This is a genomic window from Paraburkholderia phenoliruptrix, from assembly GCF_047325075.1.
GTDB lineage: Bacteria > Pseudomonadota > Gammaproteobacteria > Burkholderiales > Burkholderiaceae > Paraburkholderia > Paraburkholderia phenoliruptrix.
Map to the genome: position 1 here is coordinate 1,203,788 of NZ_CP168530.1, position 22,897 is coordinate 1,226,684.

23 protein-coding genes are annotated in these 22,897 nt (G+C 65.8%); 16 read left to right on the forward strand and 7 right to left on the reverse strand.

All coding sequences use genetic code 11. The annotated features are described in order from the left end of the window. Window positions 1-38: 38 nt before the first annotated feature. The 5 genes from ACEN8U_RS05345 to ACEN8U_RS05365 all read left to right on the forward strand — a co-directional run bounded on the left by ACEN8U_RS05345 (window position 39) and on the right by ACEN8U_RS05365 (window position 6,072). Window positions 39-1,445 (forward strand): LLM class flavin-dependent oxidoreductase, encoded by a 1,407-nt coding sequence (locus ACEN8U_RS05345; protein WP_310108371.1) that lies wholly within the window; start codon window positions 39-41, stop codon window positions 1,443-1,445. A 13-nt stretch (window positions 1,446-1,458) separates the two neighbouring features. After that, window positions 1,459-2,619 (forward strand): methionine ABC transporter ATP-binding protein, encoded by a 1,161-nt coding sequence (locus tag ACEN8U_RS05350; protein ID WP_310108369.1) that lies wholly within the window; start codon window positions 1,459-1,461, stop codon window positions 2,617-2,619. After that, window positions 2,612-3,268, forward strand: a complete 657-nt coding sequence (locus ACEN8U_RS05355) for a methionine ABC transporter permease (RefSeq protein ID WP_310108367.1) — start codon at window positions 2,612-2,614, stop codon at window positions 3,266-3,268. Before ACEN8U_RS05350 ends, ACEN8U_RS05355 begins: the two co-directional genes overlap by 8 nt. Before the next feature lie 213 nt (window positions 3,269-3,481). Further along, window positions 3,482-4,684: an acyl-CoA dehydrogenase family protein gene (locus ACEN8U_RS05360; protein WP_310108365.1), complete on the forward strand. Its 1,203-nt coding sequence runs from the start codon at window positions 3,482-3,484 to the stop codon at window positions 4,682-4,684. 59 nt (window positions 4,685-4,743) lie between these two features. Further along, window positions 4,744-6,072, forward strand: a complete 1,329-nt coding sequence (locus ACEN8U_RS05365) for an Nramp family divalent metal transporter (RefSeq protein ID WP_310108364.1) — start codon at window positions 4,744-4,746, stop codon at window positions 6,070-6,072. A gap of 152 nt (window positions 6,073-6,224) precedes the next feature. Here the strand turns inward: ACEN8U_RS05365 and flhC are convergent, their stop codons facing one another. The 4 genes from flhC to ACEN8U_RS05385 all read right to left on the reverse strand — a co-directional run bounded on the left by flhC (window position 6,225) and on the right by ACEN8U_RS05385 (window position 10,089). After that, window positions 6,225-6,794 (reverse strand): flagellar transcriptional regulator FlhC, encoded by a 570-nt coding sequence (gene flhC, locus ACEN8U_RS05370; protein ID WP_013342731.1) that lies wholly within the window; start codon window positions 6,792-6,794, stop codon window positions 6,225-6,227. A gap of 14 nt (window positions 6,795-6,808) precedes the next feature. Next, window positions 6,809-7,129 (reverse strand): flagellar transcriptional regulator FlhD, encoded by a 321-nt coding sequence (gene flhD, locus ACEN8U_RS05375; RefSeq protein ID WP_006052742.1) that lies wholly within the window; start codon window positions 7,127-7,129, stop codon window positions 6,809-6,811. Window positions 7,130-7,659: 530 nt separating this feature from the next. Beyond that, on the reverse strand, window positions 7,660-8,883 hold the full coding sequence (locus ACEN8U_RS05380; RefSeq protein WP_310108362.1) for a YeeE/YedE family protein: 1,224 nt from the start codon (window positions 8,881-8,883) through the stop codon (window positions 7,660-7,662). A gap of 324 nt (window positions 8,884-9,207) precedes the next feature. Next, window positions 9,208-10,089 carry a helix-turn-helix transcriptional regulator gene (locus ACEN8U_RS05385; protein WP_310108360.1) on the reverse strand — a complete coding sequence of 294 codons (882 nt, stop codon included), beginning with the start codon at window positions 10,087-10,089 and terminating at the stop codon, window positions 9,208-9,210. Between the two features lie 297 nt (window positions 10,090-10,386). Here ACEN8U_RS05385 and ACEN8U_RS05390 point away from each other — a divergent pair, with 297 nt between their 5' ends. From ACEN8U_RS05390 to ACEN8U_RS05410, 5 genes are all read left to right on the forward strand, one after another. After that, entirely contained in the window at window positions 10,387-10,755 is a 369-nt protein-coding gene (locus tag ACEN8U_RS05390; protein WP_013590638.1) for a nuclear transport factor 2 family protein, read from the forward strand. A 66-nt stretch (window positions 10,756-10,821) separates the two neighbouring features. Beyond that, entirely contained in the window at window positions 10,822-11,088 is a 267-nt protein-coding gene (locus ACEN8U_RS05395) for a hypothetical protein (RefSeq protein WP_310108358.1), read from the forward strand. 97 nt (window positions 11,089-11,185) lie between these two features. Beyond that, window positions 11,186-11,650: an RbsD/FucU family protein gene (locus tag ACEN8U_RS05400; RefSeq protein ID WP_013590636.1), complete on the forward strand. Its 465-nt coding sequence runs from the start codon at window positions 11,186-11,188 to the stop codon at window positions 11,648-11,650. A gap of 164 nt (window positions 11,651-11,814) precedes the next feature. Then, on the forward strand, window positions 11,815-12,246 hold the full coding sequence (locus ACEN8U_RS05405) for a DoxX family protein (RefSeq protein ID WP_310108356.1): 432 nt from the start codon (window positions 11,815-11,817) through the stop codon (window positions 12,244-12,246). Window positions 12,247-12,313: 67 nt separating this feature from the next. Then, window positions 12,314-12,586 (forward strand): hypothetical protein, encoded by a 273-nt coding sequence (locus tag ACEN8U_RS05410; RefSeq protein WP_014972163.1) that lies wholly within the window; start codon window positions 12,314-12,316, stop codon window positions 12,584-12,586. 246 nt (window positions 12,587-12,832) lie between these two features. Here the strand turns inward: ACEN8U_RS05410 and ACEN8U_RS05415 are convergent, their stop codons facing one another. Both ACEN8U_RS05415 and ACEN8U_RS05420 read right to left on the reverse strand, forming a co-directional pair. Next, window positions 12,833-14,308, reverse strand: coding sequence for an MFS transporter (locus tag ACEN8U_RS05415; RefSeq protein WP_310108355.1), 1,476 nt, complete (start codon window positions 14,306-14,308; stop codon window positions 12,833-12,835). A 139-nt stretch (window positions 14,309-14,447) separates the two neighbouring features. Continuing rightward, window positions 14,448-15,749: an MFS transporter gene (locus ACEN8U_RS05420; RefSeq protein ID WP_310108353.1), complete on the reverse strand. Its 1,302-nt coding sequence runs from the start codon at window positions 15,747-15,749 to the stop codon at window positions 14,448-14,450. Window positions 15,750-16,140: 391 nt separating this feature from the next. Between ACEN8U_RS05420 and ACEN8U_RS05425 the strand changes: the two genes are divergently transcribed. After that, entirely contained in the window at window positions 16,141-16,875 is a 735-nt protein-coding gene (locus tag ACEN8U_RS05425) for a response regulator transcription factor (RefSeq protein WP_310108351.1), read from the forward strand. Window positions 16,876-16,890: 15 nt separating this feature from the next. Here the strand turns inward: ACEN8U_RS05425 and ACEN8U_RS05430 are convergent, their stop codons facing one another. Further along, entirely contained in the window at window positions 16,891-17,796 is a 906-nt protein-coding gene (locus ACEN8U_RS05430; RefSeq protein ID WP_310108350.1) for a dihydrodipicolinate synthase family protein, read from the reverse strand. A 358-nt stretch (window positions 17,797-18,154) separates the two neighbouring features. Here ACEN8U_RS05430 and ACEN8U_RS05435 point away from each other — a divergent pair, with 358 nt between their 5' ends. The 5 genes from ACEN8U_RS05435 to ACEN8U_RS05455 all read left to right on the forward strand — a co-directional run bounded on the left by ACEN8U_RS05435 (window position 18,155) and on the right by ACEN8U_RS05455 (window position 22,890). Continuing rightward, window positions 18,155-19,123: a 4-hydroxyproline epimerase gene (locus tag ACEN8U_RS05435; RefSeq protein ID WP_310108347.1), complete on the forward strand. Its 969-nt coding sequence runs from the start codon at window positions 18,155-18,157 to the stop codon at window positions 19,121-19,123. Continuing rightward, window positions 19,120-20,247 (forward strand): FAD-binding oxidoreductase, encoded by a 1,128-nt coding sequence (locus ACEN8U_RS05440; protein ID WP_310108780.1) that lies wholly within the window; start codon window positions 19,120-19,122, stop codon window positions 20,245-20,247. The genes ACEN8U_RS05435 and ACEN8U_RS05440 overlap by 4 nt, the downstream gene beginning before the upstream one ends. After that, complete coding sequence (locus ACEN8U_RS05445) at window positions 20,240-20,515, forward strand: 2Fe-2S iron-sulfur cluster-binding protein (protein WP_310108346.1); 276 nt, start codon at window positions 20,240-20,242, stop codon at window positions 20,513-20,515. Before ACEN8U_RS05440 ends, ACEN8U_RS05445 begins: the two co-directional genes overlap by 8 nt. Before the next feature lie 163 nt (window positions 20,516-20,678). Then, window positions 20,679-21,962, forward strand: coding sequence for an FAD-dependent oxidoreductase (locus ACEN8U_RS05450; protein WP_310108344.1), 1,284 nt, complete (start codon window positions 20,679-20,681; stop codon window positions 21,960-21,962). 160 nt (window positions 21,963-22,122) lie between these two features. Further along, window positions 22,123-22,890 carry an AraC family transcriptional regulator gene (locus ACEN8U_RS05455; RefSeq protein WP_035480268.1) on the forward strand — a complete coding sequence of 256 codons (768 nt, stop codon included), beginning with the start codon at window positions 22,123-22,125 and terminating at the stop codon, window positions 22,888-22,890. Window positions 22,891-22,897: the final 7 nt, after the last annotated feature.

Consider the following 22,897-nt stretch of genomic DNA (forward strand, 5'->3'; position numbering starts at 1 on the left):
GCGGCTTTTCGTGCTGAACGAACGACAGGAGCCAGCTTATGCCGAAGAAAAAGATCCTGCTGAACGCGTTCAACATGAACGCGGTGGGCCATATCAATCACGGTTTGTGGACGCATCCGCGAGACCGCTCGGCACACTACACGGACCTCGATTACTGGACGAGTCTTGCGCAAACGCTGGAACGCGGTAAGTTCGACGGCATTTTTCTCGCGGATATAGTCGGCGTATACGACGTGTACGAGGGCGGCCCCGATACGCCCTTGCGCGAAGCCGTGCAGATTCCGATCAACGATCCGGCGCTCATCGTGCCGGCCATGGCGCACGTGACGCGGCATATCGGCTTCGGCGTCACGTCGAATCTCACTTACGAGCCGCCGTATCTGTTCGCGCGCCGCATGTCCACACTCGATCACCTCACGAAGGGCCGCGTCGGCTGGAACATCGTGACGGGTTATCTCGACAGCGCCGCGCGCGGCATGGGTCTCGCGCAGCAGATCAGTCATGACGACCGCTATGATCGCGCCGACGACTATATGGACGTGGTCTACAAGCTGTGGGAGCAGAGCTGGGAAGACGATGCCGTAGTGCGCGACCGCGCGGCGCGTATTTTTACTCAGCCGGGCAAGGTGCATCGCGTGAAGCACGACGGCCCCTATTATTCGCTCGACGCAATTCACCTGAGCGAGCCTTCCCCGCAACGCACGCCCGTTTTGTACCAGGCGGGTTCTTCCAGCCGCGGCGTGGATTTTGCGGCACGTCATGCGGAATGTGTCTTTGTCGGCGGGCAGAACAAGCCGTTGACGCGCTCCATTGTCGAGGACATTCGCGCCCGTGCGGTGAGCTTTGGGCGTGCGCCCGACGACATCAAGATTTTCGCGGGCATCACCGTCGTGGTCGGCGAGACGGAGCGTGCGGCGCAGGAGAAATTCGAAGAATACCGGCGCTATGCGAGTGCCGAAGGCGGCATCGCGCATTTTTCGAGCTCGACCGGTATCGACTTTTCGCAGTACGAACTGGACGAGCCGATCTCGTATGTGAAGACGGAGTCGATGCAATCCGCGGTCGAGGCCATTTCCAAAAAGAGCGTGAGCGGCGTGTGGACCAAGCGCAAGGTGCTGGAGCAGATGACGCTCGGCGGCCGCGCGAAACCGGTGGTCGGCTCGCCGCAGCAAATTGCGGATGAACTCGTGTCGTGGATCGAAGAGACCGGCGTGGACGGTTTCAATCTGACCCGCACGGTCATGCCGGAGTCGTTCGAGGACTTCGTGGATCTGGTTGTGCCCGAGCTGCAAAGCCGCGGCGTCTACAAGGAAGATTACGACCCCGCGCCGACGCTGCGCGAGAAGCTGTTCGGCGCCGGCCGCGCGCGTTTGCCGGATGCGCATGCCGGCGCGCGGCATCGTCGTCCGCTGGAAAACGGCGTCAAGCAAATCGTGGAAGCCTGAGGGGAGTAAAGCCATGGCCACTCTTTTCGACGTGCCGCAGTTTATTGAGGACGCGCCGTCGCTGACAGTCGATGAGCGTTCGAATGCAGCACCGACCCAGGCGGCTGTCGTCTTCGATAACGTGGGTAAAGTGTTTGCCGGCGCACGCGGCGCTTCGACCGCGGCGCTCGCGGACGTGACGTTGAACGTCGCGCGCGGCGAGGTGTTCGGCATCATCGGCCGCAGCGGCGCGGGCAAGTCGACGCTGCTGCGCCTTGTCAATGGACTCGAAAAACCGAGCTCGGGCGCGGTGACCGTGAACGGCGTGAATGTCGGCGAACTCGACGAACGCGGGCTGGTCGCGCTGCGCCGGCGCATCGGCATGGTGTTTCAGCACTTCAACCTGCTGTCGGCGAAGACGGTGCGAGAGAACATTGCATTGCCGCTCAGGATTGCCGGCGCGCCGAAAGCCGCCATCGACAAAAAAGTTGATGCGCTGCTCGAACTCGTCGGGCTGGCCGCGAAGCGCGATGCTTATCCGGCGAGCCTGTCGGGCGGGCAGAAACAGCGTGTGGGCATTGCGCGCGCGCTCGTTACGGACCCGCACATCCTGCTTTGCGACGAGGCCACGTCCGCACTCGATCCCGAAACAACGCAAGCGATTCTCGCTCTGTTGCGCGACATCAACCGGCGCTTGAATCTGACCGTCGTGCTGATTACGCATGAAATGCAGGTGATTCGTGAGGTGTGCGATACGGTCGCCGTGATCGAGCGCGGGCGCGTGGTGGAAACGGGTCCTGTGTGGCGCGTATTCGGCGACCCGCAGCACGATGCGACGCGAGCGTTGTTGCGCACTCTGGTGCACGACTTGCCTGCGGATCTTGCCGAGCGCGTGAAGCCGCTCGCCGGGATCGGCCAGGCCGACGTCCGCGTGCTGCTCGACGTACGCTTCACCGGCGACGCCGAACGCGACCCCGACCTCGCCGCCCTCGCGCGTGCGCTGAGCACCGGGGACAGCAGCGTGAACTTCGTGCATGGCGGCATCGACCGGATTCAGGGACACGCCCAAGGGCGCGTCATTGTGTCCGCCGAGGTGCATGCGAGCGGGCATGCCGCCGTAGCGGCGCAGGTTGCCGCGCTGCTCGACCGCGCGCGCGGCCACGCGAATCATGTCGAGGTACTGGGCTATGTCTGATCTTTGGTTGTCCGAACTTGTCGGTGCGCTACGCGATACGGTGGTGATGGTCGGCGTATCCGCGCTGATCGCGGCGCTCGTCGGCATTCCGTTGGCGCTCGTGCTGGTCACCACCACGCGCGGCGGCATCTTCGAAAAGCGCGCGGTGAACAGCACGCTCGGCGCGCTCGTCAATGCATTCCGCTCGACGCCGTTCATCATTCTGCTCGTCGCGCTGCTGCCGCTCACGCGTTTGCTGATCGGCACGACCATCGGCGTATGGGCGGCCGTGGTGCCGCTCAGCATTGCCGCGATTCCGTTTCTCGCGCGCGTGGCCGAGGTAAGTCTGCGCGAAGTGGACCGAGGCTTGATCGAAGCAGCGCAGGCAATGGGTGCGCAGCGCCGGCACATCATCTGGCATGTGCTGTTGCCCGAGGCGCTGCCCGGCATTGTCGGCGGCTTCACGATTACGGTAGTCGCAATGATCGGCTCTTCCGCGATGGCGGGCGCGGTCGGCGCGGGCGGCCTGGGCGATCTGGCGATCCGCTATGGCTATCAGCGTTTCGACACGACGGTGATGGTCACCGTGATCGTGCTGCTCATTGCCATCGTGACGACAGTGCAGCTGGTGGGCGACCGCGTCGTGCGGCGGCTCGCGCAGCGAGCGTGATGTCGCGCGCTGCGCGCATGATCTGGAATCTCGCGCCGGCCGCCCCGCAGCGCTTTTGCATGACGAATGCCGCGGCTCCTATCGGTCGAGCGCATCACCGCCTATCATGAAACCTGCCGGACGGTGCCAGTGCGCTTTGCGTCAGTCACGTCAGTCACGTCAGTCGCATCTGCACCGCCTGTTCGCCCTCAACACCTAACACGTGGATACAGCATGAACGATCCTGGCCACCCCGCGACGCTGCAAACGCGCGAGGCGCCCGCCGCGCCGGCAGTGCGCGATCTTGCCGGCCTGCTCGAGGCATTGCATGCGAGCGCTGCGCAACGCGATCTTGCGGGCGGCCACGCCGCGCAGGAAAAGCAGTGGATCGCCGACGCCGGCTTGCTCACGCTCGCCGTGCCGCGCGAGTTCGGCGGCGAAGGCGCGTCGTGGCCGGACATCTACGAGATCATTCGCAAGATCGCGCAGGTCGACAGCGCGCTTGCGCATCTGCTCGGCTTCACGTTCCTGCAGGAAGTGAGCATTCATGTGTGGGGCAACGTGGAGCAGCGCGAGCGCTACCTGCGCGGCACGGTGAAGGAACGCTGGTGGTGGGGCAATGCGGTCAATCCGCTCGACACGCGTCTCGTTGCAACTGCAACCGGCGACGGCGGCTATCTTCTGAATGGTCAGAAGGGCTTTTGCTCCGGCACGCGCGGCTCGCAGATGATGACGGTTTCGGCGCAAGACCCGCTCTCGGGCAACGCCGTGTTTGCAGCGGTGCCGACCACGCGCGAGGGCATCACCGTTAACGAAGACTGGAATCCGATCGGCCAGCGGCAGACCGACAGCGGCAGCGTGTCTTTCACTCAGGTCCGGGTCGAGCCCGGCGAAGTGCTGCAACGCGCCGATACACCGTACGCGAGTTTGCGCACGCTCGTCTCGCAGCAGGTCATGACGAACCTGTTCGTGGGTATCGCGCAAGGCGCACTCGACGAAGCGCGCGCCTACGTCACGCAATACGGCAAACCGTGGCTGAACTCGGGCGTGGCGAAAGCAACCGACGATCCCTATCTGATCCAGCGTTTCGGCGAAATGCGCATTCAGGCGGTGAGTGCGGAGGCGTTGGCGGTGCGCGCCGCGCAGGCGCTCGACGCCGCATGGCGCGAAGGCCCGGCGCTTTCCGCGCAAGCGCGTGCACATGTGGCGCTCGTCACGTCGGAAGCGAAGATTGTCGCGCACCGTGCGGCGCTTGACGTCAGCGAAAAACTGTTCGACGCCTGCGGCGCGCGCGCCACGCACGGACCGCTCGCACTGGACCGCTTCTGGCGCAACGCGCGCGTGCACACGCTGCACGATCCAGTCGACTATCGCGTGCGCGACGTCGGCCGTTATGCACTGAGCGGGACATTGCCGGAAGTTTCTTTGTACACTTGAGGCGGTCCGCGGCGCAGCCCCTCTGCACCGCGCTTTTATTCCCCTCGAGAGACTCCGGATTGCAGTTCAAACTACCGACCACGGCAACGGCGCCCTTTTGCCCATCCGAGGTGCAAGGCACGGTCGCCGTCTCGCAAGGCGCGCCGTTCTGGAAGAAGATCTTGCAGTTTGCAGGCCCCGGCCTGCTGGTTTCGATCGGCTATATGGACCCGGGCAACTGGGCGACCGACATCGAAGCCGGCTCGCGTTACGGCTATAGCCTGCTGTTCGTCGTCATGCTCGCGAGTCTCGCGGCCATGGCGCTGCAATGTCTGAGCATGCGTCTTGGCATCGTCACCGGGCGCGACCTCGCTGAGTTATCGCGCGCGCGTTATTCGCCGGCCGTCGCGCGATTTCAATGGCTGCTCGCGGAGCTGTCGATCATTGCGTGCGACCTCGCGGAAGTGCTCGGCGGCGCGCTCGCTTTTCATCTGCTCTTCAAATGCTCGTTGACGACAGGCGTGCTGCTCACCGCATTCGATACGTTGATCGTGCTCGGCCTGAAGGGCAAGAATTTCCGCGATCTCGAAGCGATCATGCTCGGTCTGATTGCGACCATCGGCATAGGTTATGTGATCGAACTGGCCCTGGTGAAGCCGCATTGGCCGGCGGTCGCGCAAGGGCTGATGCCGTCGTGGCAGGCGCTCAATGCGCGCGAGCCGTTGTATCTCGCCATCGGCATTCTCGGCGCGACCGTGATGCCGCACAACCTGTACCTGCATTCGTCGATCGTGCAGACGCGCGCGGTCAAGCGCGATGCCGCGAGCATCGGCTCCGCCATCGGCATGTCGCGCCTCGACACGATCGTCTCGCTGCTGCTCGCGCTGATGATCAACATGGCGATCCTGATTCTCGCGGCCGCCGCGTTTCATGCGACCGGCCATACTCAGGTCACCGAAATCGAGGACGCCTACAAACTGCTCGCGCCGATTGTCGGCACCGGTTTCGCAGCGGTGCTGTTCGCCATCACGCTGCTGGCATCGGGGCAAAGCTCCACCTTCACCGGCACGGTGGCGGGCCAGGTGATCATGGAAGGCTTCCTGAAGCTGAAGATTCCGTGCTGGCAGCGGCGCTTCATCACGCGCGCGCTCGCGCTGATTCCCGCGCTGATCGGCGTGCAGATGATGGGCAACGGCGCGGTCGGCAAGCTGCTCGTGGCGAGCCAGGTCGTGTTGAGCCTGCAATTGCCGTTCGCACTGTACCCGCTCATTCGCATGACAGGCGACCGGGCGCTGATGGGCGAGTTCGCGAATACGCTGTTGACAAAGGTAGTCGCGTGGACGCTCTTTGCGGTGATTACCGCGGCGAACCTCTGGCTCGTCGTGCAGACGGTGGGGCTGGTGGACTAGGGCACTCACGTGGGCGCGGGCGCACGCCGGGTAGCTGTCGCGCCGTGCAAACAAAAAGTCCGCGCAGACAATGCTCTGCGCGGACTTGGTAATTAAGGCTTCGGTACGACTCGGGCGGACCAGCCCTTATCGTGAATGAGGCGAGTCGTCTGTCAGGCGGCTTCGGCGACCTGGGTCGCTTCGATGGCTTCCTGACGAGCCGCTGCGGCCTTCTTTGTCTTGCCGGCGCGCGACGGCGGCTGGCATGCGCCGCACACCACGTTATGCTGCAAATCGTGCTTATGCGCGACGAACTTGCCGGTGCAACGGCAGCACTTCGTCAATTGCAAAATGTCGGCGTCGAAGAAACGCACCAGCGTCCAGGCGCGCGTCAAGTCCAGCACCGGTTCGGTTTCGCTGTGCTTGCAGTGCTCCAGATACAGCCGGTATCCCTTCGTCAGCGCGTCCAGGTGCGAGCAGCGCGCTTCGTTCTTGAGGAACAGGTACGTGTTGTAGAACAGCGAAGCGTGAATGTTCGCGAGCCACGTCATGTACCAGTCCGCCGAGAACGGCAGCATGCCCTTGGGCGGCGATACGCCCTTCACCTCGCGATACAGGCGGATCATGCGATCGCGCGAGAGCGTCAGTTCGCTCTCCAGCACCTGCATGCGCGCGCCGAGTTCGATCAGCGCGATGGCGCGAAACACTTCTTGTGCGTCTTCCGTCAGGCTACGCTTTTGCATCGCAGTCACCTCGATCAGGCAAATTGCTCGGCGGGCTGGCCTGCAAGCAGGATAGCCGCGTGAGTCGGTGCAACTGCGGTGTGCTTCGTCGTTTGCGTCAACGCCGACAACATCGAGTGGTCGTTGAAGCGGAAGAAGCACAAAAGCTGGTCGGAAGAGGCCAGCTTGACGATCTGCGCGAGCGACAGCCCGGCAAGCAGATCAGCCAGTTCCGACGACAGGCCCAGCCGGAACATGCCGACCGGTTTGTCCTCACGCAACATGCGTTGCGCGAGCATGATGTACGACAGGTTAATCTCGCGGATTGAGTCCAGCGTCTCGCTGCTACGGTCCATTTTCTCTGTTTCCGAAGCCCCGAATTACTAAGTCGGCTTTTCGCCGTTATGTCTCTTGTGCCTCGCCGAAAACGTTGTCCTTCGGCTACGAGTCGCCCCCTTGATACAGATGGCGACCTTTTGATACATCGCGTTACATTTCGTAACAGCTTGGGACGAATTGTATGAAGGGCAAAACAAGAAATCAATCCCTTCTCAAAAAAATATCTCGAAAAAATGCATCAAATTTCGGTAAGAATTTCACGGGCCTGTAATAGGCCATACGGGACGGGTTTCCGAGCCTCGTTAGGAATTGTCTGACCCGTGAAAACCCTTGTCGGGCGGGGCCCTCGGCGTATCGTCCGCGCAACAGCAGATGGTTGTGCGCACAACCGGTAAATAAGACTGAAGGGAGCAAAGAGGAAAAGCCAAAGCGGACTATGTAATAAATGCCGCATTCTTTTTGCGCTTTGGGGACAGATTTAACTTGTAACGGATCGGTGCCGCCCCAGTTACAAACCGGGGCGACTTTGTAACTTCTTGGATAAGGATCAGCAACCGGTGCGGCGCACGCGCTCGACTTCGAGTCCGAAGGCCGGGCGCAGGCGCGTGCCGAGCACGTTGCCGGCAAAGGCAGCGGCGAGCCACAGCCAGCCGTGCAGGCTGCCCGAGACGATGCCGCTGAAGTACGCGCCGATGTTACAGCCGTAGGCGAGCCGCGCGCCGTAGCCGAGCAGCAGGCCGCCCACCACCGCGGCGATCAGCGAGCGCGCCGGCACTTTCCAGACGGGCGCGTAACGCCCGGCCAGCGCGGCGGCGGCCATGGCGCCGAGAATGATGCCGACGTCCATGACCGTGGTGACGTCATGTGTAACAGGCGCGGCGAGCGCACCCGCATTTGCGCCGGCCGCCCAGTACGGCCAACTGGCGACATCCACGCCCAGCGCCGCAAAAAACTTCGCGCCCCACAGCGCGAACGCCGAAGTCACGCCCCATGGGCGGCCCGACAGCGCGAGCGTCGCGAAATTGAGCAGCACCAGCGCGATCGCGCCGGCAAAGAGCGGCCACGGCCCTTGCAGCCACGGCGAGGCGCGCGGCGGGCGCACCGGCTCATTGGCGAGGCGTCCGTGCCGGCGTCGCTCGATGAATACGGTCAGCGCCGCGATCGCTGCGAAAATCGCCAGATTCAGCGCAATGGCGGGGCCCGCGCCGAGCGTCTTGACCATCGAAAGCGGCTTGAGCGACGGCAGCGCGGTCCAGAACGGCATGTGCGCCGTGGCCACCACCGAGCCGGTTACAAATGCCGCGAGGGTGACGATCATCCGTGTGCTGCCGCCGCCGACCGTGTACAGCGTGCCCGACGCACAACCGCCGCCGAGCTGCATGCCGACGCCGAACATGAAAGCGCCGACCAGCACCGAAGTGCCCGCGGGCGCCACCAGCCCGACGACCGGGTGCCCGAACAGGCTGCCGGACGCCAGCGCCGGGAAAAACAGGATCACGCCGACGGCGAGCATCAGCATTTGCGCGCGCAGCCCGGCGCCGCGGCCATCGGCGATAAATACGCGCCAGGCCGACGTGAAGCCGAACGCCGCGTGATAAAGCGACAGGCCGAGCAGCGCGCCGACTATATAGAGTGCGGCCTGGCGGCCGCTGACCGTCTGCGCCAGATAAACGGCGCCTAGCGCGATCAGCAGAAGCGCCGCGGCAAGCGGTTTCGGATTGAGGTCAAAGCGGCGGGGTGCGCGGGAAAGCGAAGTGGAAAGTTCGGACATGATGAGTACGCAGGCGACTCACGCGCGCCTGCGGCTCGCGGGCGTCGTCCTGTGGCAGGGGAAAGGTGCAATGCAATCGAAAAAGATAGCACGTCGGGCTGATTCGCGCAGACGGGCGGCGAGGCGGCAGACGGTGGCCGCTTGCGACGAAATGGGGCGGGTTCGGCGGTGAGCGGCGTCGACTGTTCAGGCGCCGACGGTTGACGGGCGGCAGCTCGCTCGGTGTTAAGGCGCCGGCTGTACTCAGGCGCAGACGCGCACGGGCGGCATCGGCCGCCCGTCCGAGCGCCGGACCCGTCCGCGTTGCAGTCCCTGAGCGCGCGCTCAAGCCCCCGCTGTTCTCTGCTCGCCAGCGCCACCCACGGGCTGGCTCTGCGCCGCTTCGCGCAATGCCGCCGCGGTTTGCGGGTCGGCGGGGAAGAACGCTTCAATGGCGAGTTCCGAGAGTGTCACGTCGACGGGCGTACCGAATACCGTCGTCGTGCTGAAAAACGACAGCTCGCCGAGCGGCGTGCGCAGCCGCAGCGGCACGGCGATCTGGTTGAGCGGACTGTCGCCGGCGTCGGGCACTTCGGCGCCGGGCGGGGGCGGGTAGGCGGCCAGCTCGTCGCGCAAGGCGCGAAGCGTGTCGTCGGCGCTCACGTCGATTTGCCGTTGCAGCCGGGCGAGCACATGTTCGCGCCATGCGTGCCAGTTGACGATCGACGCGGCAATGCCGTCCGGGTGCAGGCTGAGCCGCAACGCGTTGACGGGCGGCTTCAGCAGGTCCGGACTCGCGCCCGCGACGAGCGGCGAGAGCGCGTTGTTGGTCGCGACGATGGTCCAGTGACGGTCGATGGCCAGTGCCGGATACGGCTCGTGGCCCTTCAACACGAGCTCGACGGCCTCGCGCGCGGCGCTCAGCTGCGGATCCGACAGCGGGCGTTCGCGAAAGAGCGGCGCGTAACCCGCCGCGATCAGCAGCGCGTTGCGCGCGCGCAGCGGCACGTCGAGCCGCTCGGCGAGGTGCATCACCATTTCGCGGCTCGGCATCGCGCGGCCGGATTCGACGAAGCTCAGATGCCGCGTCGAAATCTCGGCTTCGGCGGCGAGCAGCAATTGGCTCATTCGGCGCCGCTGGCGCCATTCGCGCAGCAGATCGCCGACGCTGCGGCTGGCCGTGGGCGGCGCGGACGGGGCGCCTTGCGCTAGAGAAAGTGTGTTCATGCCGCTGATGATAGCCAAAGCGCCGCGCGGCAATCCATTACCTGCGAGGTAAAGCGGGCCGCGCGCCGGGGCACCACGCTGCACGTCACCGCGCTCCGCCGCGCATGACTGCGTGACCCAGCCTCGTTGCCGGTTATGGCATCTCGGCGCATTCCGCCCCCCCGCCACCCGCGCCGCGCAACCATTACCTCTCACGTAATCGACCGGCGCCGCGCAAACCGCGAATCTTCACTCCGAGCCCGCCGCATCCGTCCCGGATGCCGAGCGTAGCGCTCAATCCAGTCACAGGAGCAGGAAATGAACGCGCATACCGATCTGATCGACCGCTATTTCGACGCATGGAACGAGACCGATGGCGCGCGCCGCCGCGAGCTGATCGCCGCGACCTGGGCGAGCGATGCCGACTACCGCGACCCGCTGATGGCCGGCTCGGGCCACGACGGCATCGACGCGATGATCCGTGCCGTGCAGGAGCGCTTTGCCGGCCACACGTTTCGCCGTTCGACGGACGTCGACGGGTTCGGCAACCGCCTGCGCTTTTCGTGGGAACTGCTGACGCCGGCCGGCGACGCGCTCGTCAAGGGTTCCGACTTCGGCACCGTCGACGCGCACGGGCGTCTGCAGACGGTAACCGGCTTCCTCGACCAGGTGCCCGCGGGCGCCTGACCAACCGCCGCTTACCGACGTCGCAGCCATCCCCGTCGCCACTGCTCATCGTTCACGGAGATCATCATGCACGAGCCCGCCAGCGTCACGGCTCACTCGCCCGCCACACGGTTCGCGCGCTTCGCGGGCGCCATCGACGCGCTCTCGGGCGCGATCGCCGGCTTCGCGCTTCTCGCCGGCACGCGCGCGTTCATGTTCACCGCGTTGCTCGGGTGGCGGGAACCGGTGCTGAGCGGCGCGGGGCTCGTGCTGCTCGCGGCGATCGGATGGCTGCGGTGGCGTTGCCGCGGCAAGGCGCGGCGCGTGCCCGGCGCGTCGTGCGCGGCGCACTGAATCTCCGAAGTGCACGGCGTTGCTTGCTACAATCGTTTGCCGCATGGCATCAAGGCAATCCATTCGAATAACCGCAAGCAATCTGCACGGAGACACAGTGCTAAAAAATCTCGATCCCCTGCTCAACGCCGACATCCTGCATGCACTCCGCTCAATGGGCCACGGCGACGAAGTCGTGATTTGCGACGCCAACTTTCCCGGCGATTCCGTGGCGCATTCCACGGTGCTCGGCAAGCTGCTGCGTCTTGACGGCGTGAGCTCGCCGCGCGCGGTCCGCGCGGTGCTGTCGGTGCTGCCGCTCGACACCTTCATCGAACAACCGGCGTCGCGCATGGAAGTCGTCGGCGAGCCGCATACCCTTCCCGCAGTGCAGCGCGAAGCGCAGATCGAGGTCAATGCCGCCGAAGGCCGCGAGGTGCCGTTTGCGCCCATCGAACGCTTCGCGTTTTATGAGCGCGCGCGCAAAGCCTATTGCGTGATTGCGACGGGCGAAGAGCGCGGCTATGGCTGCTTCGTCTTCACGAAAGGCGTGTTGCTCGCGCCGGATGCGCCGCGCTCGTAGCTTTTGCCGCCGGGTTTCGTCGGCGGGGTCGTTCAGGTCGTTCGTGGCCGCGCAAGCGACTGCCCGCCTTGGAAAGAGCGGGCAATGAACCTATGCTCGGAGGCAAGCAGGGAACTGCCGCCTTTCAGCCGGGTCTGCTGCTTATTCATCTACAGGAGCACCTCATGACGCGTCCCGTCGATTCCGGCGTTATTCTCATCGCGCGTATCGCGCTCGCCGTTCTGTTCCTGTGGGGCGGCGTGATGAAACTGCTGGGTTATGCGGGTTTTGTCGGCTATCTGCATGCGAAGGGCGTGCCGTTCGTGCAGATCGCCGCGCCGATCGCCACTGCCGTCGAGGCATTGGGCGGGCTCTTGCTGATCGTCGGCTTCAAGGTGCGTCCGCTCGCGCTCATCATGGCGGTCTATACGGTGGCCACGGCGGTGCTCGGCCACGATTTCTGGAATGTGACCGACGCCGCCCTGCAGCGCGACATGGTGATCCATTTCTGGAAAAACATCGGTATTGCCGGCGGTTTTCTGCTGCTGTTCGTAACCGGCGCGGGACGTATCAGCATCGACGGTGCGCGCGCGCCGCGCGGCGGGCTCGGGCTCTGAGCAAGGGCGCGTTCGCCGGTCCGCTGGTTTTGCCTTGCTGTATTCGGCTGCAATCAAGGGAGCACATATGATTCAAAGTTTCGAGCAATCCATTGGCGGCAAGGTGCTGCAGTTGTGCGCGAGTCTGGGCGAAGGGCCCACGCCGCATCGCGTGATCATCAGCCTCGCCGATTCCGCGAAAACGCTGGTCATTCTGGATGCCTCCGGATTCCTCGGCACGATCAAGGCTGAGATCGAAGAGCCGGAAAAACTGATCGCCGATGCAATCAGCAAGGCGCAAAGCGAAGGGTTGATCGAAGCCGCGATCACGACCGGCACGATTCAGGAAGCGCGGCTGTAGCGCGTGCCCGTCACTGTGCGCCGTGGTGCAAGGCAAGCTTGCGGCGCGCTGGCGCCAGGGTGACGTACCGCTGACGACCCCGCGGCCGCAAGCCGCCGGGGTCGTTTTTTTCGTGAGCCGGAAGCAAAGGCGCGGCGAAATGATGTGCCGCGCGTCGTCGAGACGACGACATGATCGGCAAATGCAAGCAGACCACGCGACGGTCAAAGCCAGCCGCCGGAGCCGGGCGCCAAATCCCGGCGCGCCTCACCGCGAATTGCCCACCCGCACTGAATCCGCCTGGCGCCGCCCTGGCGCCGACGAATGCGGCTGCGGATGCACGAGGCAGCTCATCACGCCGCCCAACACCAGCAGACCGACCGAAATGGCGGTCGCCGCCTGCATGCCCGCCACAATCTGCGTCGCCGCCGAGCCGCCGGCCAGCGCGCCGAACGCCGCCACACCCACCGCGCCGCCGGCCTGGCGCGCCGTATTCAATACCGCCGATGCCGTGCCCGCGCGCCGCGCCTCCGCCGATGCCAGCACGGCGGTCGTCATGGCCGGCACCGCGAGCCCCATTCCCGACGGAATCATCAGGAACGGCACCAGCAAGCCGACGAGCGGCGTGCCGGCATCGACGAAATGCAGCAGCCCGTAGCCGAGCCCGGCCGTGATCGCGCCGGCGATCATCGGCACACGCACGCCGAAGCGTCCGACCACCCAGCCGCTCGCGACGTTCGACACGAGGAAGCCGCCCGTCAGCGGCAAAAACGCGAGGCCGGCCTGCAACGGCGTGTAGCCGCGCGCCCGCTGCAGATACAGGCTGAGCACGAACACCATCCCGTAATAGGTCATGTTCACGCAGATGCCGAACACCACGGCTGCGCTGAAGCTGCGCTTGCCGAAGAGCGAGAGCGGCAGCATCGGCGCGCGCGCCCGCGCCTCGACCGCGACGAACGCCACGCCCGCGAGCGCCGCCAGCACGAAGCCGCCCGCGACAAGCGGATGGCGCAATCCGAGCGGCCGCCATTCGATCACTGCGGCGACGAAGGCGGTCAGCGCGACGATCGCGAGCGACTGGCCGCCGAGATCGATGCCGCGCGGACTTGCATCGGCTTTCACGGCGTCCTGCTGGGCGGAGCGGGCCGCTTGCGGGGGCGGTATCCACAGCAGCGTCGCCAGAAAGCCCGCCGCGCAAATCGGCAGATTGACGAGAAAAATGCTGCGCCAGCCGAATGCCGCGATCAGGAGGCCGCCCGCCACCGGCCCCGCGGCGATGGAGATCGCGCCCGAGGCCGTCCACAGGCCGACCGCGCGGGCACGCAGTTTGGGATCGTGTCCATACGCCTGGTTCAGCAGCGCGAGCGAATTCGGCAACATGGCGGCGGCGCCGACGCCTTGCAGCGCGCGCGCCGCGACGAGCATCGGCGCATCGAGCGCCACGCCGCACGCGAGCGAGGCCAGCGCGAACAGCACCATGCCCGCTGCATACAGCCGGCGCGCGCCGAAGCGGTCGCCGAGCGCGCCGGCCGACAGCATCAGCACGGCGAAGGCGAGCGTGTAGGCGTCCACGACCCATTGCAGGCCCGCGACGTTCGCGTGCAGATTCCCGCCGATTTCCGGCAACGCGATATTGACGATAGTCACGTCGAGCTGCGTGACGACGAAGCCCACGCTGACGGTCGCGAGCACGCGGCCGAGGGCGGGCGAAGCGGATGTGTTTAAGGAGTTCATGCGACACATCCTAGGCCGATCCGGCGTTCGATGTTTCGGGGCGGCGTGAAGTGTCGATGTCGGAACAAAGGGCGCGGTGCGGCGCCGGCAGCAACGAAAACGGCGCGTCCGAAGGCGCGCCGTTTCTGTCATGAGCGTAACAGCCGGATCAGCGCTTCGTCGGCGCGTCCTTGATGAGGAACGTGGTCAGCGCGCCGAGCACGCAGATCGCGCCGACATAGAGCGGCGGCGCCATCGGATTGGACTTCATCATCAGCGAAACGGCGATCGGCGTGAGTCCGCCGAACACCGCATACGCGACGTTGTATGAAAACGAAATCCCGGAGAAGCGCACCACCGGCGGGAAGGCTTTCACCATCACGAACGGAATCGCGCCGATCACGCCGACCAGAAAGCCCGTCGCGCCGTACAGCGGCACGAGCGTGGAGGTGTCGGCGGCGAGCTGCTGGAACATCGCGTAGTAGGTCACGGCGAGCGCGAGGCCGCCGATGAAGATCGTGCGCCCCGCGCCGACGCGCCCGGCGATCGAGCCCGCCATCACGCAGCCGACGGTCAGGCACAACGTCGCGACGCAGTTCGCGAGCAGCGCGGTGGCCGGCGCAATGTGAAACTGTTTTTGCAGCAGCGTCGGCGTCATCAGAATCACGACGACGATCGCGGCGGACAGCATCCACGTGAGCAGCATCGACACGATGACCGCGCGCCCGTGATCGCGCAGCACGGCCTTGAGCGGCACTTCGGCGGCAATCGCCTTGCGCTGCTTGAGTTCGGCGAACACCGGCGTTTCGTGCAGCCAGCGGCGCAGGTAGACCGAGAACATGCCGAACACGCCGCCGATCAGAAACGGAATGCGCCACGCGTAATCCGCGATCTCGGCGGGCGCGAAGTGGCGATTGACCGCCGACGCGATCAGCGAGCCGAGCAGAATGCCTGCCGTGAGGCCGGCCGTCAGCGTGCCGCACGCGTAGCCAATGTGCCGCTCGGGCACGTGCTCGGAGACGAACACCCAGGCGCCCGGCACTTCGCCGCCCACAGCTGCGCCTTGCATCACGCGAAACAGCAGCAACAGGACCGGCGCCATCACGCCGATGCTCGCGTAGGTGGGCAACAGGCCCATCATCAGCGTCGGCACGGACATGAGCAGCACGGAAAGCGTGAACATGCGCTTGCGGCCGAACAGGTCGCCGAAATGCGCCATGATGATGCCGCCGAGCGGGCGCGCCAGATACCCCGCGGCGAAGATGCCGAAGGTCTGCACCTGGCGCAGCCAGTCGGGCATCGTCGCCGGGAAAAACAGCTGGCCGATGGCCGGCGCGAAAAACACGAAGATGATGAAGTCGTAGAACTCGAGCGCGCCGCCCAAGGCCGCGAGGCCGAGCGTTTTATAGTCGCTGCGCCCGAGCGGGCGTGGGGTGACAGCCTGCGCTCCACCCAGATTTGTCGCTTGCATTGCTATGTCGTTGTCTTGAATGGGAAACCACGTGTGGCGTGGAAAAACGGCGCTCGTCGGCGAGAAGTGTGGCAACGGCTGGGTAGAGCGCGGGACACCGGCGCGCCGGACCGGGTAGGGCGGCGCGTGACGAAAGAAGCCAGCCCGCGATTTTACAGGATCAATGCGATTTGCTTCGGGAAGTGCTTAATTAGATTGGGAAAGTTCCGCATGCGCCGCGGATTGGGCGGCTTTGACGAAACCGTGCTGGGGCTTGCGCAGACGCTTGTAGTCCGTTGGCCATTCGGCGGTCGGATCGGTCAGAGCCGCGCCTAAATTCGGATTGATCCTATGGGATAGGGCGGGTGGGCCTTCGAGAATCGCGTCCACGCCATCTGTTAAGAGTCATCCCATGCGCATTGCCATTCTCCAACGCGATCCCGTCGTGCGTCAGTCGATTGAGAAAATCCTGACGGCTGCAGACCATACCTGCGCAGGCTATGACGACGGCCTGACCATGTCGAAAACGCTGGCTCGTTCCACCGTGGATCTGCTGGTGCTGGACTGGCACGGCACCCGTCTGTCGGGCACGGAGGTGCTGAGAACGGCGCGCGCGGTCGGCGGTGACCGCTTACCGGTGATCTTCGTGTCGCGGGAAGCGTCGGAGGAGAGCATGGTGCGCGCGTTCGTCAACGGCGCGTACGACTACGTCGCGCTGCCGCTGCGTCCGGCGGAGTTCCGAGAGCGCGTCACGGCGCTCTTGCGGCGCGCCTATCCGGACCGCTTCGGCACCGCGAGCTTCGACGTGGGGCCGTACCGCTTCGACACGCATCGCCAGATCGTGATGCTGCGCGGCCAGCCGGTCGCCTTGTCGGGCACGCAATACCGGCTGGCTTCGCTATTCTTCTCGAACATCGGCCGCGTGATGTCGCGCGATCACATTTTCGCGATGGTGTGGGGCCGCGAATTCCGCGAGTTCACCCGCACTATCGACAGCCATGTGTCGCGGCTGCGTCTGTTGCTCGAAATCGAGCCGCAAAACGAGTTTCGCCTGCAGCCGGTTTATAAGAGTGGCTACAGGCTGCTGCATCTGCGTCACGACCTGCGTTACGACGATTCCGCGCGCCCGCAGCAGCAGGCCGCCTGAAGCCCTCGCGCTCGCTCAAAGGCTCGGCAGTACCGGCCGCGTTTCAAGCGACTTGCGGATCAGCGCCTCAACGGCGGCGCGCTCGTCACCCGCCAGCGGCAGGCGCGGCGGACGCACCGGCTCCGTGCCGAGTCCTACCATCGCCTCGGCGAGCTTGATGTTCTGAACGAGCTTCGGCGAGACGTCGAGCGCGAGCAGCGGCGCGAACCAGCGGTAGATGGCCCGCGCTTCTTCCAGCCGTCCCGCTTTCAGCAGTTTGTAGATCGCCACCGTCTCATGCGGAAACGCGCACACGAGACCGGCCACCCAGCCATGCGCGCCCATCAGGATCGCTTCCATCGCGAGGTTGTCGACCCCGCACAGAATCGCGAAGCGGTCGCCGACTGCGTTGATCAGGTCGGTCACGCGCCGCACGTCCCCGCACGATTCCTTGATCGCGACGATTTTCTTTTCGTCGGCGATTTCCGCAAACATGTCGGGCGTCATGTCCACGCCGTAAGCAAGCGGATTGTTGTAGATCATGAGCGGCAGCGCGCTTGCGTCGGCGACGCTGCGAAAATGATGCAGCGTCTCGCGACGATCCGACAGATAGCGCAGGCCCGGCAGCACCATGAAACCGGCGGCGCCGCGACGGCTGCCGGCTTCGGCCTGGCGGCACGCGTCGAGCGTGCTGTTTTCCGCAATGGTCAGCAGCACCGGCACGCGGCCGCGCGAAGCTTCCACGGCGATGTCGAGCACCTGCAGCTTTTCGTCGAGTGAGAGCGTCGACGCCTCGCCGAGCGATCCGCACACGATGATGCCGTCCACGCCCGCGTCGATCTGCGCTTCAATATTCTTGCCGGTCCACGCCCGGTCTATGCTGAAATCCGCGTTGAACTTGGTGGTGACCGCCGGCAATACGCCTTCCCAGATATGCGCCACGACTGCTCTCCTGAATGTGATGAGTCGAAGCGCAGTGTAAGCAGCGAAAACGCCGCCGTCTTGCACGAATCGCGCGTGGCGGATGACGATTTCGGCACAGTGCGGCCGGTGACGGAGCGCCGGCATTCGGCTGTGCCGCGAGCTGGGCGTGCGCGATGCTCAAACCGTAGGTTCATTGCGGCGCCATGCTGGATGAGCGACCGGCCTTGTTACTGCGGCGTGCCGCAGGCGTATTCAAGGAGGGTGAGACCAGTCGCGGCGTCCTCGACCGACGACATGACCACTGCTGCATACTATGCCGAAATCGTCACAATCCACGCGCACGCGCACCAAGACTCGCGCGTGCGCCGTTCCTACCATGTGCGTCATGAAAACGCTCAATATCATCGACTCCCACACCGGCGGTGAACCGACCCGCCTCGTCGTGTCGGGCGGCCCGGACCTCGGCGGCGGAACGCTCGCGCAACGGCTCGACGTATTTCGCACCCGCTTCGACGACTGGCGCGCCGGCATCGTCACCGAACCGCGCGGCTCCGACGTGGTGGTCGGCGCGCTGCTGTGCGAGCCCGACGATCCGTCGTGCGCGGCGGGCGTGATCTTTTTCAACAACGTCGGCTATCTCGGCATGTGCGGGCACGGCACGATCGGCCTCGTGGTGTCGCTCGCGCACATGGGGCGCATCGCGCCGGGGCGTCATCGCATCGAAACACCCGTTGGCGTGGTCGAAGCCACGCTCAATGACGACGGCAGTGTCGCGGTGCGCAACGTGCCGGCCTATCGCTATCGCAAGGCCGTGCAGGTGGAAGTGCCCGGTCACGGCGTGCTGACGGGCGACATCGGCTGGGGCGGCAACTGGTTCTTTCTCGTCGCGGAGCATGGCCGTTCGCTGGAGGCGGCGCGTATCCCCGAGTTGACGGCGTTCAGCTCGGCGATTCGCGACGCGCTCATCGCGCAGGGCATCACGGGCGCCGAGGGCGCGCTGATCGACCATATCGAGCTCTTCGGGCCGGGTTCGCGCGACGGCATCGACAGCCGCAGTTTCGTGCTGTGTCCGGGCAACGCGTACGACCGCTCGCCGTGCGGCACAGGCACGAGCGCGAAAGTCGCCTGCCTCGCGGCAGACGGCAAGCTCGCCGAAGGCGCGGTGTGGCGGCAGGAAAGCATTATCGGCAGCGTGTTCGAGGCGAGCTACCGGCGTGCGGGCGACGGCGTCAGCGACGGCCTCCACGTCATTCCAACCATCACGGGTCATGCGTATATCGCGGCGGAAGGGCGGCTTTGCTTCGACGAGCGCGATCCGTTCGCGTGGGGCATCCGCACGGCATGACGGCGGATGCGTTGATCGTCGGCGCGGGCATCGTGGGCGCGGCCTGTGCGGCCGAGCTGGCCGCGCTCGGCATGCAGGTCGAGGTGCTCGACGCACAAGGCGTCGGCGGCGGCGCGACGGCGGCCGGTATGGGCCATATTGTCGTGATGAACGACTCGCCGGCGGAACTGGCGCTGTCGCTGTATTCGCGCGACCTGTGGCTGCAGCTCGCGCCGCAGTTGCGCGAGCGCGACGCCTTCGCGCGCTGCGGCACGCTCTGGCTCGCCGCCGACGAAGAGGAATGGCAAGCCGCCCGCGCCATGCAGGCCGCTTACGAGGCGCGGGGCGTCTCGGCGGAACTGCTCGACGCGTCCGCGCTGCGTCAATGCGAGCCGGCGGTGGCGGCGTCGCTCGTCGGCGGTTTGCGGATTCCGCACGACAGCATCGTCTATGCGCCGACGGCTGCGGAGTGGCTGCTGACGCAATCGCCGGCATCCGCGACAATCGGCGTGCGGCTCGGCGCGCCGGTCGTCCGCGTGGATCCGACCGGTGTCACACTCGCCAATGGCGAGCGGCGCGGCGCGCGGCATGTGATCGTCGCGAACGGGCTGGGCGCTCGCGAGCTGCTGCCCACGCTGCCCCTGCAGCCGAAGAAAGGTCATCTGCTGATCACGGACCGCTATCCCGAGCTGATCCATCATCAACTGCTCGAGCTCGGCTACATCAGGAGCGCGCATCATGCGACCGGAACGTCCGTCGCTTTCAATGCACAGCCGCGGCCGACGGGGCAACTGCTGATCGGCTCGTCGCGACAGTTCGACACCACCGACCCAGCGGTCGAGCTGCCCGTGCTCGCGCAGATGCTGCAGCGCGCGGCCCGCTATCTGCCGATGCTGCCGCAGCTCAACGGCATTCGCGCATGGACCGGCTTTCGCGCCGCCTCGCCCGACGGCTTGCCGCTGATCGGTCCGGCCGGCGATTACGCGCCAGGCGTGTGGCTGGCCGTCGGTCATGAGGGCCTGGGTGTGACGACATCGCTCGCGACGGCGAAACTGCTTGCCGCGCAGATCGTCGGACAGGCCGCGGCGATTCCCGTCGAACCTTATTTACCGGGCCGGTTTGTGCACGAGGTGGCGCATGAGTGAGAGCGGGGCGGCGCGCATTCGGGTGAAGATCGACGGCCTTGTGCTAGAGGTCGACGCGGGCACGACCGTGGCAGCGGCGCTGGTGCTGGCGGGCGCGTCCGGCGGCACGCGGCTCTCCGTGCGCGGCGAGCCGCGCGCCGCGTTCTGCGGCATGGGCGTCTGTCAGGAATGCCGCGTGACGATAGACGGCCGCGCGCACGTGCTCGCGTGTCAGACGCTGTGCCGCGACGGCCAGATGGTGAACACGCAGAAGGCGAATACGCGATGAAACGGCAACTTCCGGTTGTGTGGAGAGAGACTCGCCGGCTATGGCCGGCCGCGCCGCGCGCGACAGGCGGATGCGCAATCACATGTTGCCGTTGCACCAGGAACCCGGGCAGCAGCCTCCGCCGCAAGCACCAGTCTCTGCACGACATACAGGTGGATCCATCGTGAGCGAGCACTTCGACGTCATCGTAGTCGGCGCCGGTCCGGCGGGCCTACATGCCGCGCTCGTGTCGGCCCGCGAAGGCGCGCGCGTCGCGTTGCTCGACGACAACCCGCGCGCCGGCGGCCAGATCTGGCGTCAAGGGCCAGGCAGTGTGGCGCAGGCGCCGCTCACCAACCTGCTCGCCGATCTTTCCTGCCGCGCCAACCTCACTCATTTTCCGTCGACGCGCGTCATCGCACCGCTTGCGCCGCGCGGGCTGCTCGTCGAATCGGCGGAACACGGCGGGCTGCGCATGACCTACGGGCGGCTGATTCTGGCGACGGGCGCGCGCGAGCGCTTGCTGCCGTTCGCCGGCTGGACCTTGCCCGGCGTGACGGGCGCAGGCGCGCTGCAGGCGCTGATCAAGGGCGGCATGCCGGTGCGCGGCGAACGCGTCGTGATTGCCGGCAGCGGTCCGTTGCTGATCGCCGCATTGAGCACCGCGCGCGCGGCGGGCGCGCGCGTGCTCGCGGTGGTGGAGCAGGCGCCGGCTGCGCGGGTTGCGCGCTTTGGCGCTTCGCTGCTGCGCGAACCGGCGAAGCTGCGGCAGGCCGTCGGCATGACGCGCGGCTTCGCCGGCGTCTCTTACTGGACCAGCAGCATGGTCGAGGCGGCGCATGGCGCGGGCCATGTGCAACAGGTCACGATCCGGCGCGGCGAGCGCAGGGTGACGCTCGATTGCGAGCGCGTCGCGTGCGGCTTCGGATTGGTGCCGAACGTCGCACTTGCGCAAGCGCTCGGCTGTGTGATCGACGAAGCGGGCGCCATTGCTGTCGATGACGCGCAGCGGACTTCGGTCGATGGCGTGTTTGCGGCGGGCGAGTGCACCGGTGTGGGCGGCGCGGAACTCGCGGCGGTCGAAGGCGAGATCGCGGGGTGGGGGGCGAGCGGCGGCGTGAGTCGTGCGAGCGGCGCCCTGCAAGCCCGGCGCGCGCGCTGGCGCCGCTTCGCGGCATGCGTCGAATCCGCCTTCGCATTGCAACCGGCCGCCTGCACGCCACCCTCCGACGGCACGCTGCTATGCCGCTGCGAAGATGTCACGCTTGGCGAAGTGCGCGCGTTCGGCACCTGGCGCGACGCGAAGCTGCACACCCGCTGCGGGATGGGCGCGTGCCAGGGAAAGATATGCGGCACCGCGGCGAGCGTGTACTTCGGCTGGCCGTCCGCCGCGCCGCGTCCGCCGTTCAGCCCAACGCAAATCGGCACGCTGATGGCGGCCGCTGCAGAGGCGCCGCAAGGCGAATGACCCCCGCGACTTGCCGCCGCCACGCGCTTATTGTCGGCGCATGCGCGGCTTTATAATCGACGGCGCATGCAATGCGAATCGAATGATCGCAGGCCACGCGTCAAGGCAGCAGCGCTCGCTATATGCCTTACACACGGCTCGGATCCACGGGACCCGCACGATGAACACGCTGGCTCATCAATTCTCACCTGACGAAGCAACCCTGTCCGGCATGCTCGCGCATTTCCGGCAGCTCGAGCCCGTGTTCGACGCGCTGCCCGACGTCGTCTTTTTCGTGAAGGACGCCGACGCGCGCTATGCGCTCGTGAACCGCACGCTTGCTTCGCGCTGCGGTTTCAAGGACAAGGCGGCGCTGCTCGGCAAGACCGCCGAGGACGTGTTTCCGCGCCGCTTCGGCCGCATTTACACGGCGCAGGACGAGGGCGTCATTCATGTCGGCAATCAGATGACCGACCAGCTGGAGTTGCATCTTTATCCCGGACGTCAGCCTGGCTGGTGTCTGACGAGCAAGCAGCCGTTGCGCGACGCGGCAGGCAAAGTGGTCGGGCTCGCCGGTATCTCGCGCGATCTGAAGGCGGACGAAAGCAGTCATCCCGCTTACAGCAGGCTCGCCGCGGTGGTGCAGTTCATCCAGGACAACTACGTGCAGCCGTTGAACCTCAAACAATTGGCTGCGATGGCGGATATGTCGGTCGCGCAGCTGGAGCGCTATTTCCACAAGGTGTTTCACCTGACGCCGCGCCAGGTGCTGCTGAAGACGCGGCTCGACGCCGCCACCGCGCTGCTGCTGTCGCACGATAAGGTCACCGACGTCGCCGCGCTATGCGGCTACACTGATCACAGCGCCTTTACGCGGCAATTCAAGGCGACGGTCGGCGTCACGCCGACCGAATACCGGATGCTGTTGCACAGCACGTCGAGGAACTGACGCTCGG

Excerpts from the sequence above, each read along its gene's own strand:
- ACEN8U_RS05345 (WP_310108371.1), top strand. The coding sequence starts at position 39 with ATGCCGAAGAAAAAGATCCTGCTGAACGCGTTCAACATGAACGCGGTG.
- ACEN8U_RS05350 (WP_310108369.1), top strand. The coding sequence starts at position 1,459 with ATGGCCACTCTTTTCGACGTGCCGCAGTTTATTGAGGACGCGCCGTCG.
- ACEN8U_RS05355 (WP_310108367.1), top strand. The coding sequence starts at position 2,612 with ATGTCTGATCTTTGGTTGTCCGAACTTGTCGGTGCGCTACGCGATACG.
- ACEN8U_RS05360 (WP_310108365.1), top strand. The coding sequence starts at position 3,482 with ATGAACGATCCTGGCCACCCCGCGACGCTGCAAACGCGCGAGGCGCCC.
- flhC (WP_013342731.1), bottom strand. The coding sequence starts at position 6,794 with ATGCAAAAGCGTAGCCTGACGGAAGACGCACAAGAAGTGTTTCGCGCC.
- flhD (WP_006052742.1), bottom strand. The coding sequence starts at position 7,129 with ATGGACCGTAGCAGCGAGACGCTGGACTCAATCCGCGAGATTAACCTG.
- ACEN8U_RS05380 (WP_310108362.1), bottom strand. The coding sequence starts at position 8,883 with ATGTCCGAACTTTCCACTTCGCTTTCCCGCGCACCCCGCCGCTTTGAC.
- ACEN8U_RS05385 (WP_310108360.1), bottom strand. The coding sequence starts at position 10,089 with ATGAACACACTTTCTCTAGCGCAAGGCGCCCCGTCCGCGCCGCCCACG.
- ACEN8U_RS05390 (WP_013590638.1), top strand. The coding sequence starts at position 10,387 with ATGAACGCGCATACCGATCTGATCGACCGCTATTTCGACGCATGGAAC.
- ACEN8U_RS05395 (WP_310108358.1), top strand. The coding sequence starts at position 10,822 with ATGCACGAGCCCGCCAGCGTCACGGCTCACTCGCCCGCCACACGGTTC.
- ACEN8U_RS05405 (WP_310108356.1), top strand. The coding sequence starts at position 11,815 with ATGACGCGTCCCGTCGATTCCGGCGTTATTCTCATCGCGCGTATCGCG.
- ACEN8U_RS05410 (WP_014972163.1), top strand. The coding sequence starts at position 12,314 with ATGATTCAAAGTTTCGAGCAATCCATTGGCGGCAAGGTGCTGCAGTTG.
- ACEN8U_RS05415 (WP_310108355.1), bottom strand. The coding sequence starts at position 14,308 with ATGTGTCGCATGAACTCCTTAAACACATCCGCTTCGCCCGCCCTCGGC.
- ACEN8U_RS05420 (WP_310108353.1), bottom strand. The coding sequence starts at position 15,749 with ATGCAAGCGACAAATCTGGGTGGAGCGCAGGCTGTCACCCCACGCCCG.
- ACEN8U_RS05425 (WP_310108351.1), top strand. The coding sequence starts at position 16,141 with ATGCGCATTGCCATTCTCCAACGCGATCCCGTCGTGCGTCAGTCGATT.
- ACEN8U_RS05435 (WP_310108347.1), top strand. The coding sequence starts at position 18,155 with ATGTGCGTCATGAAAACGCTCAATATCATCGACTCCCACACCGGCGGT.
- ACEN8U_RS05440 (WP_310108780.1), top strand. The coding sequence starts at position 19,120 with ATGACGGCGGATGCGTTGATCGTCGGCGCGGGCATCGTGGGCGCGGCC.
- ACEN8U_RS05445 (WP_310108346.1), top strand. The coding sequence starts at position 20,240 with ATGAGTGAGAGCGGGGCGGCGCGCATTCGGGTGAAGATCGACGGCCTT.
- ACEN8U_RS05455 (WP_035480268.1), top strand. The coding sequence starts at position 22,123 with ATGAACACGCTGGCTCATCAATTCTCACCTGACGAAGCAACCCTGTCC.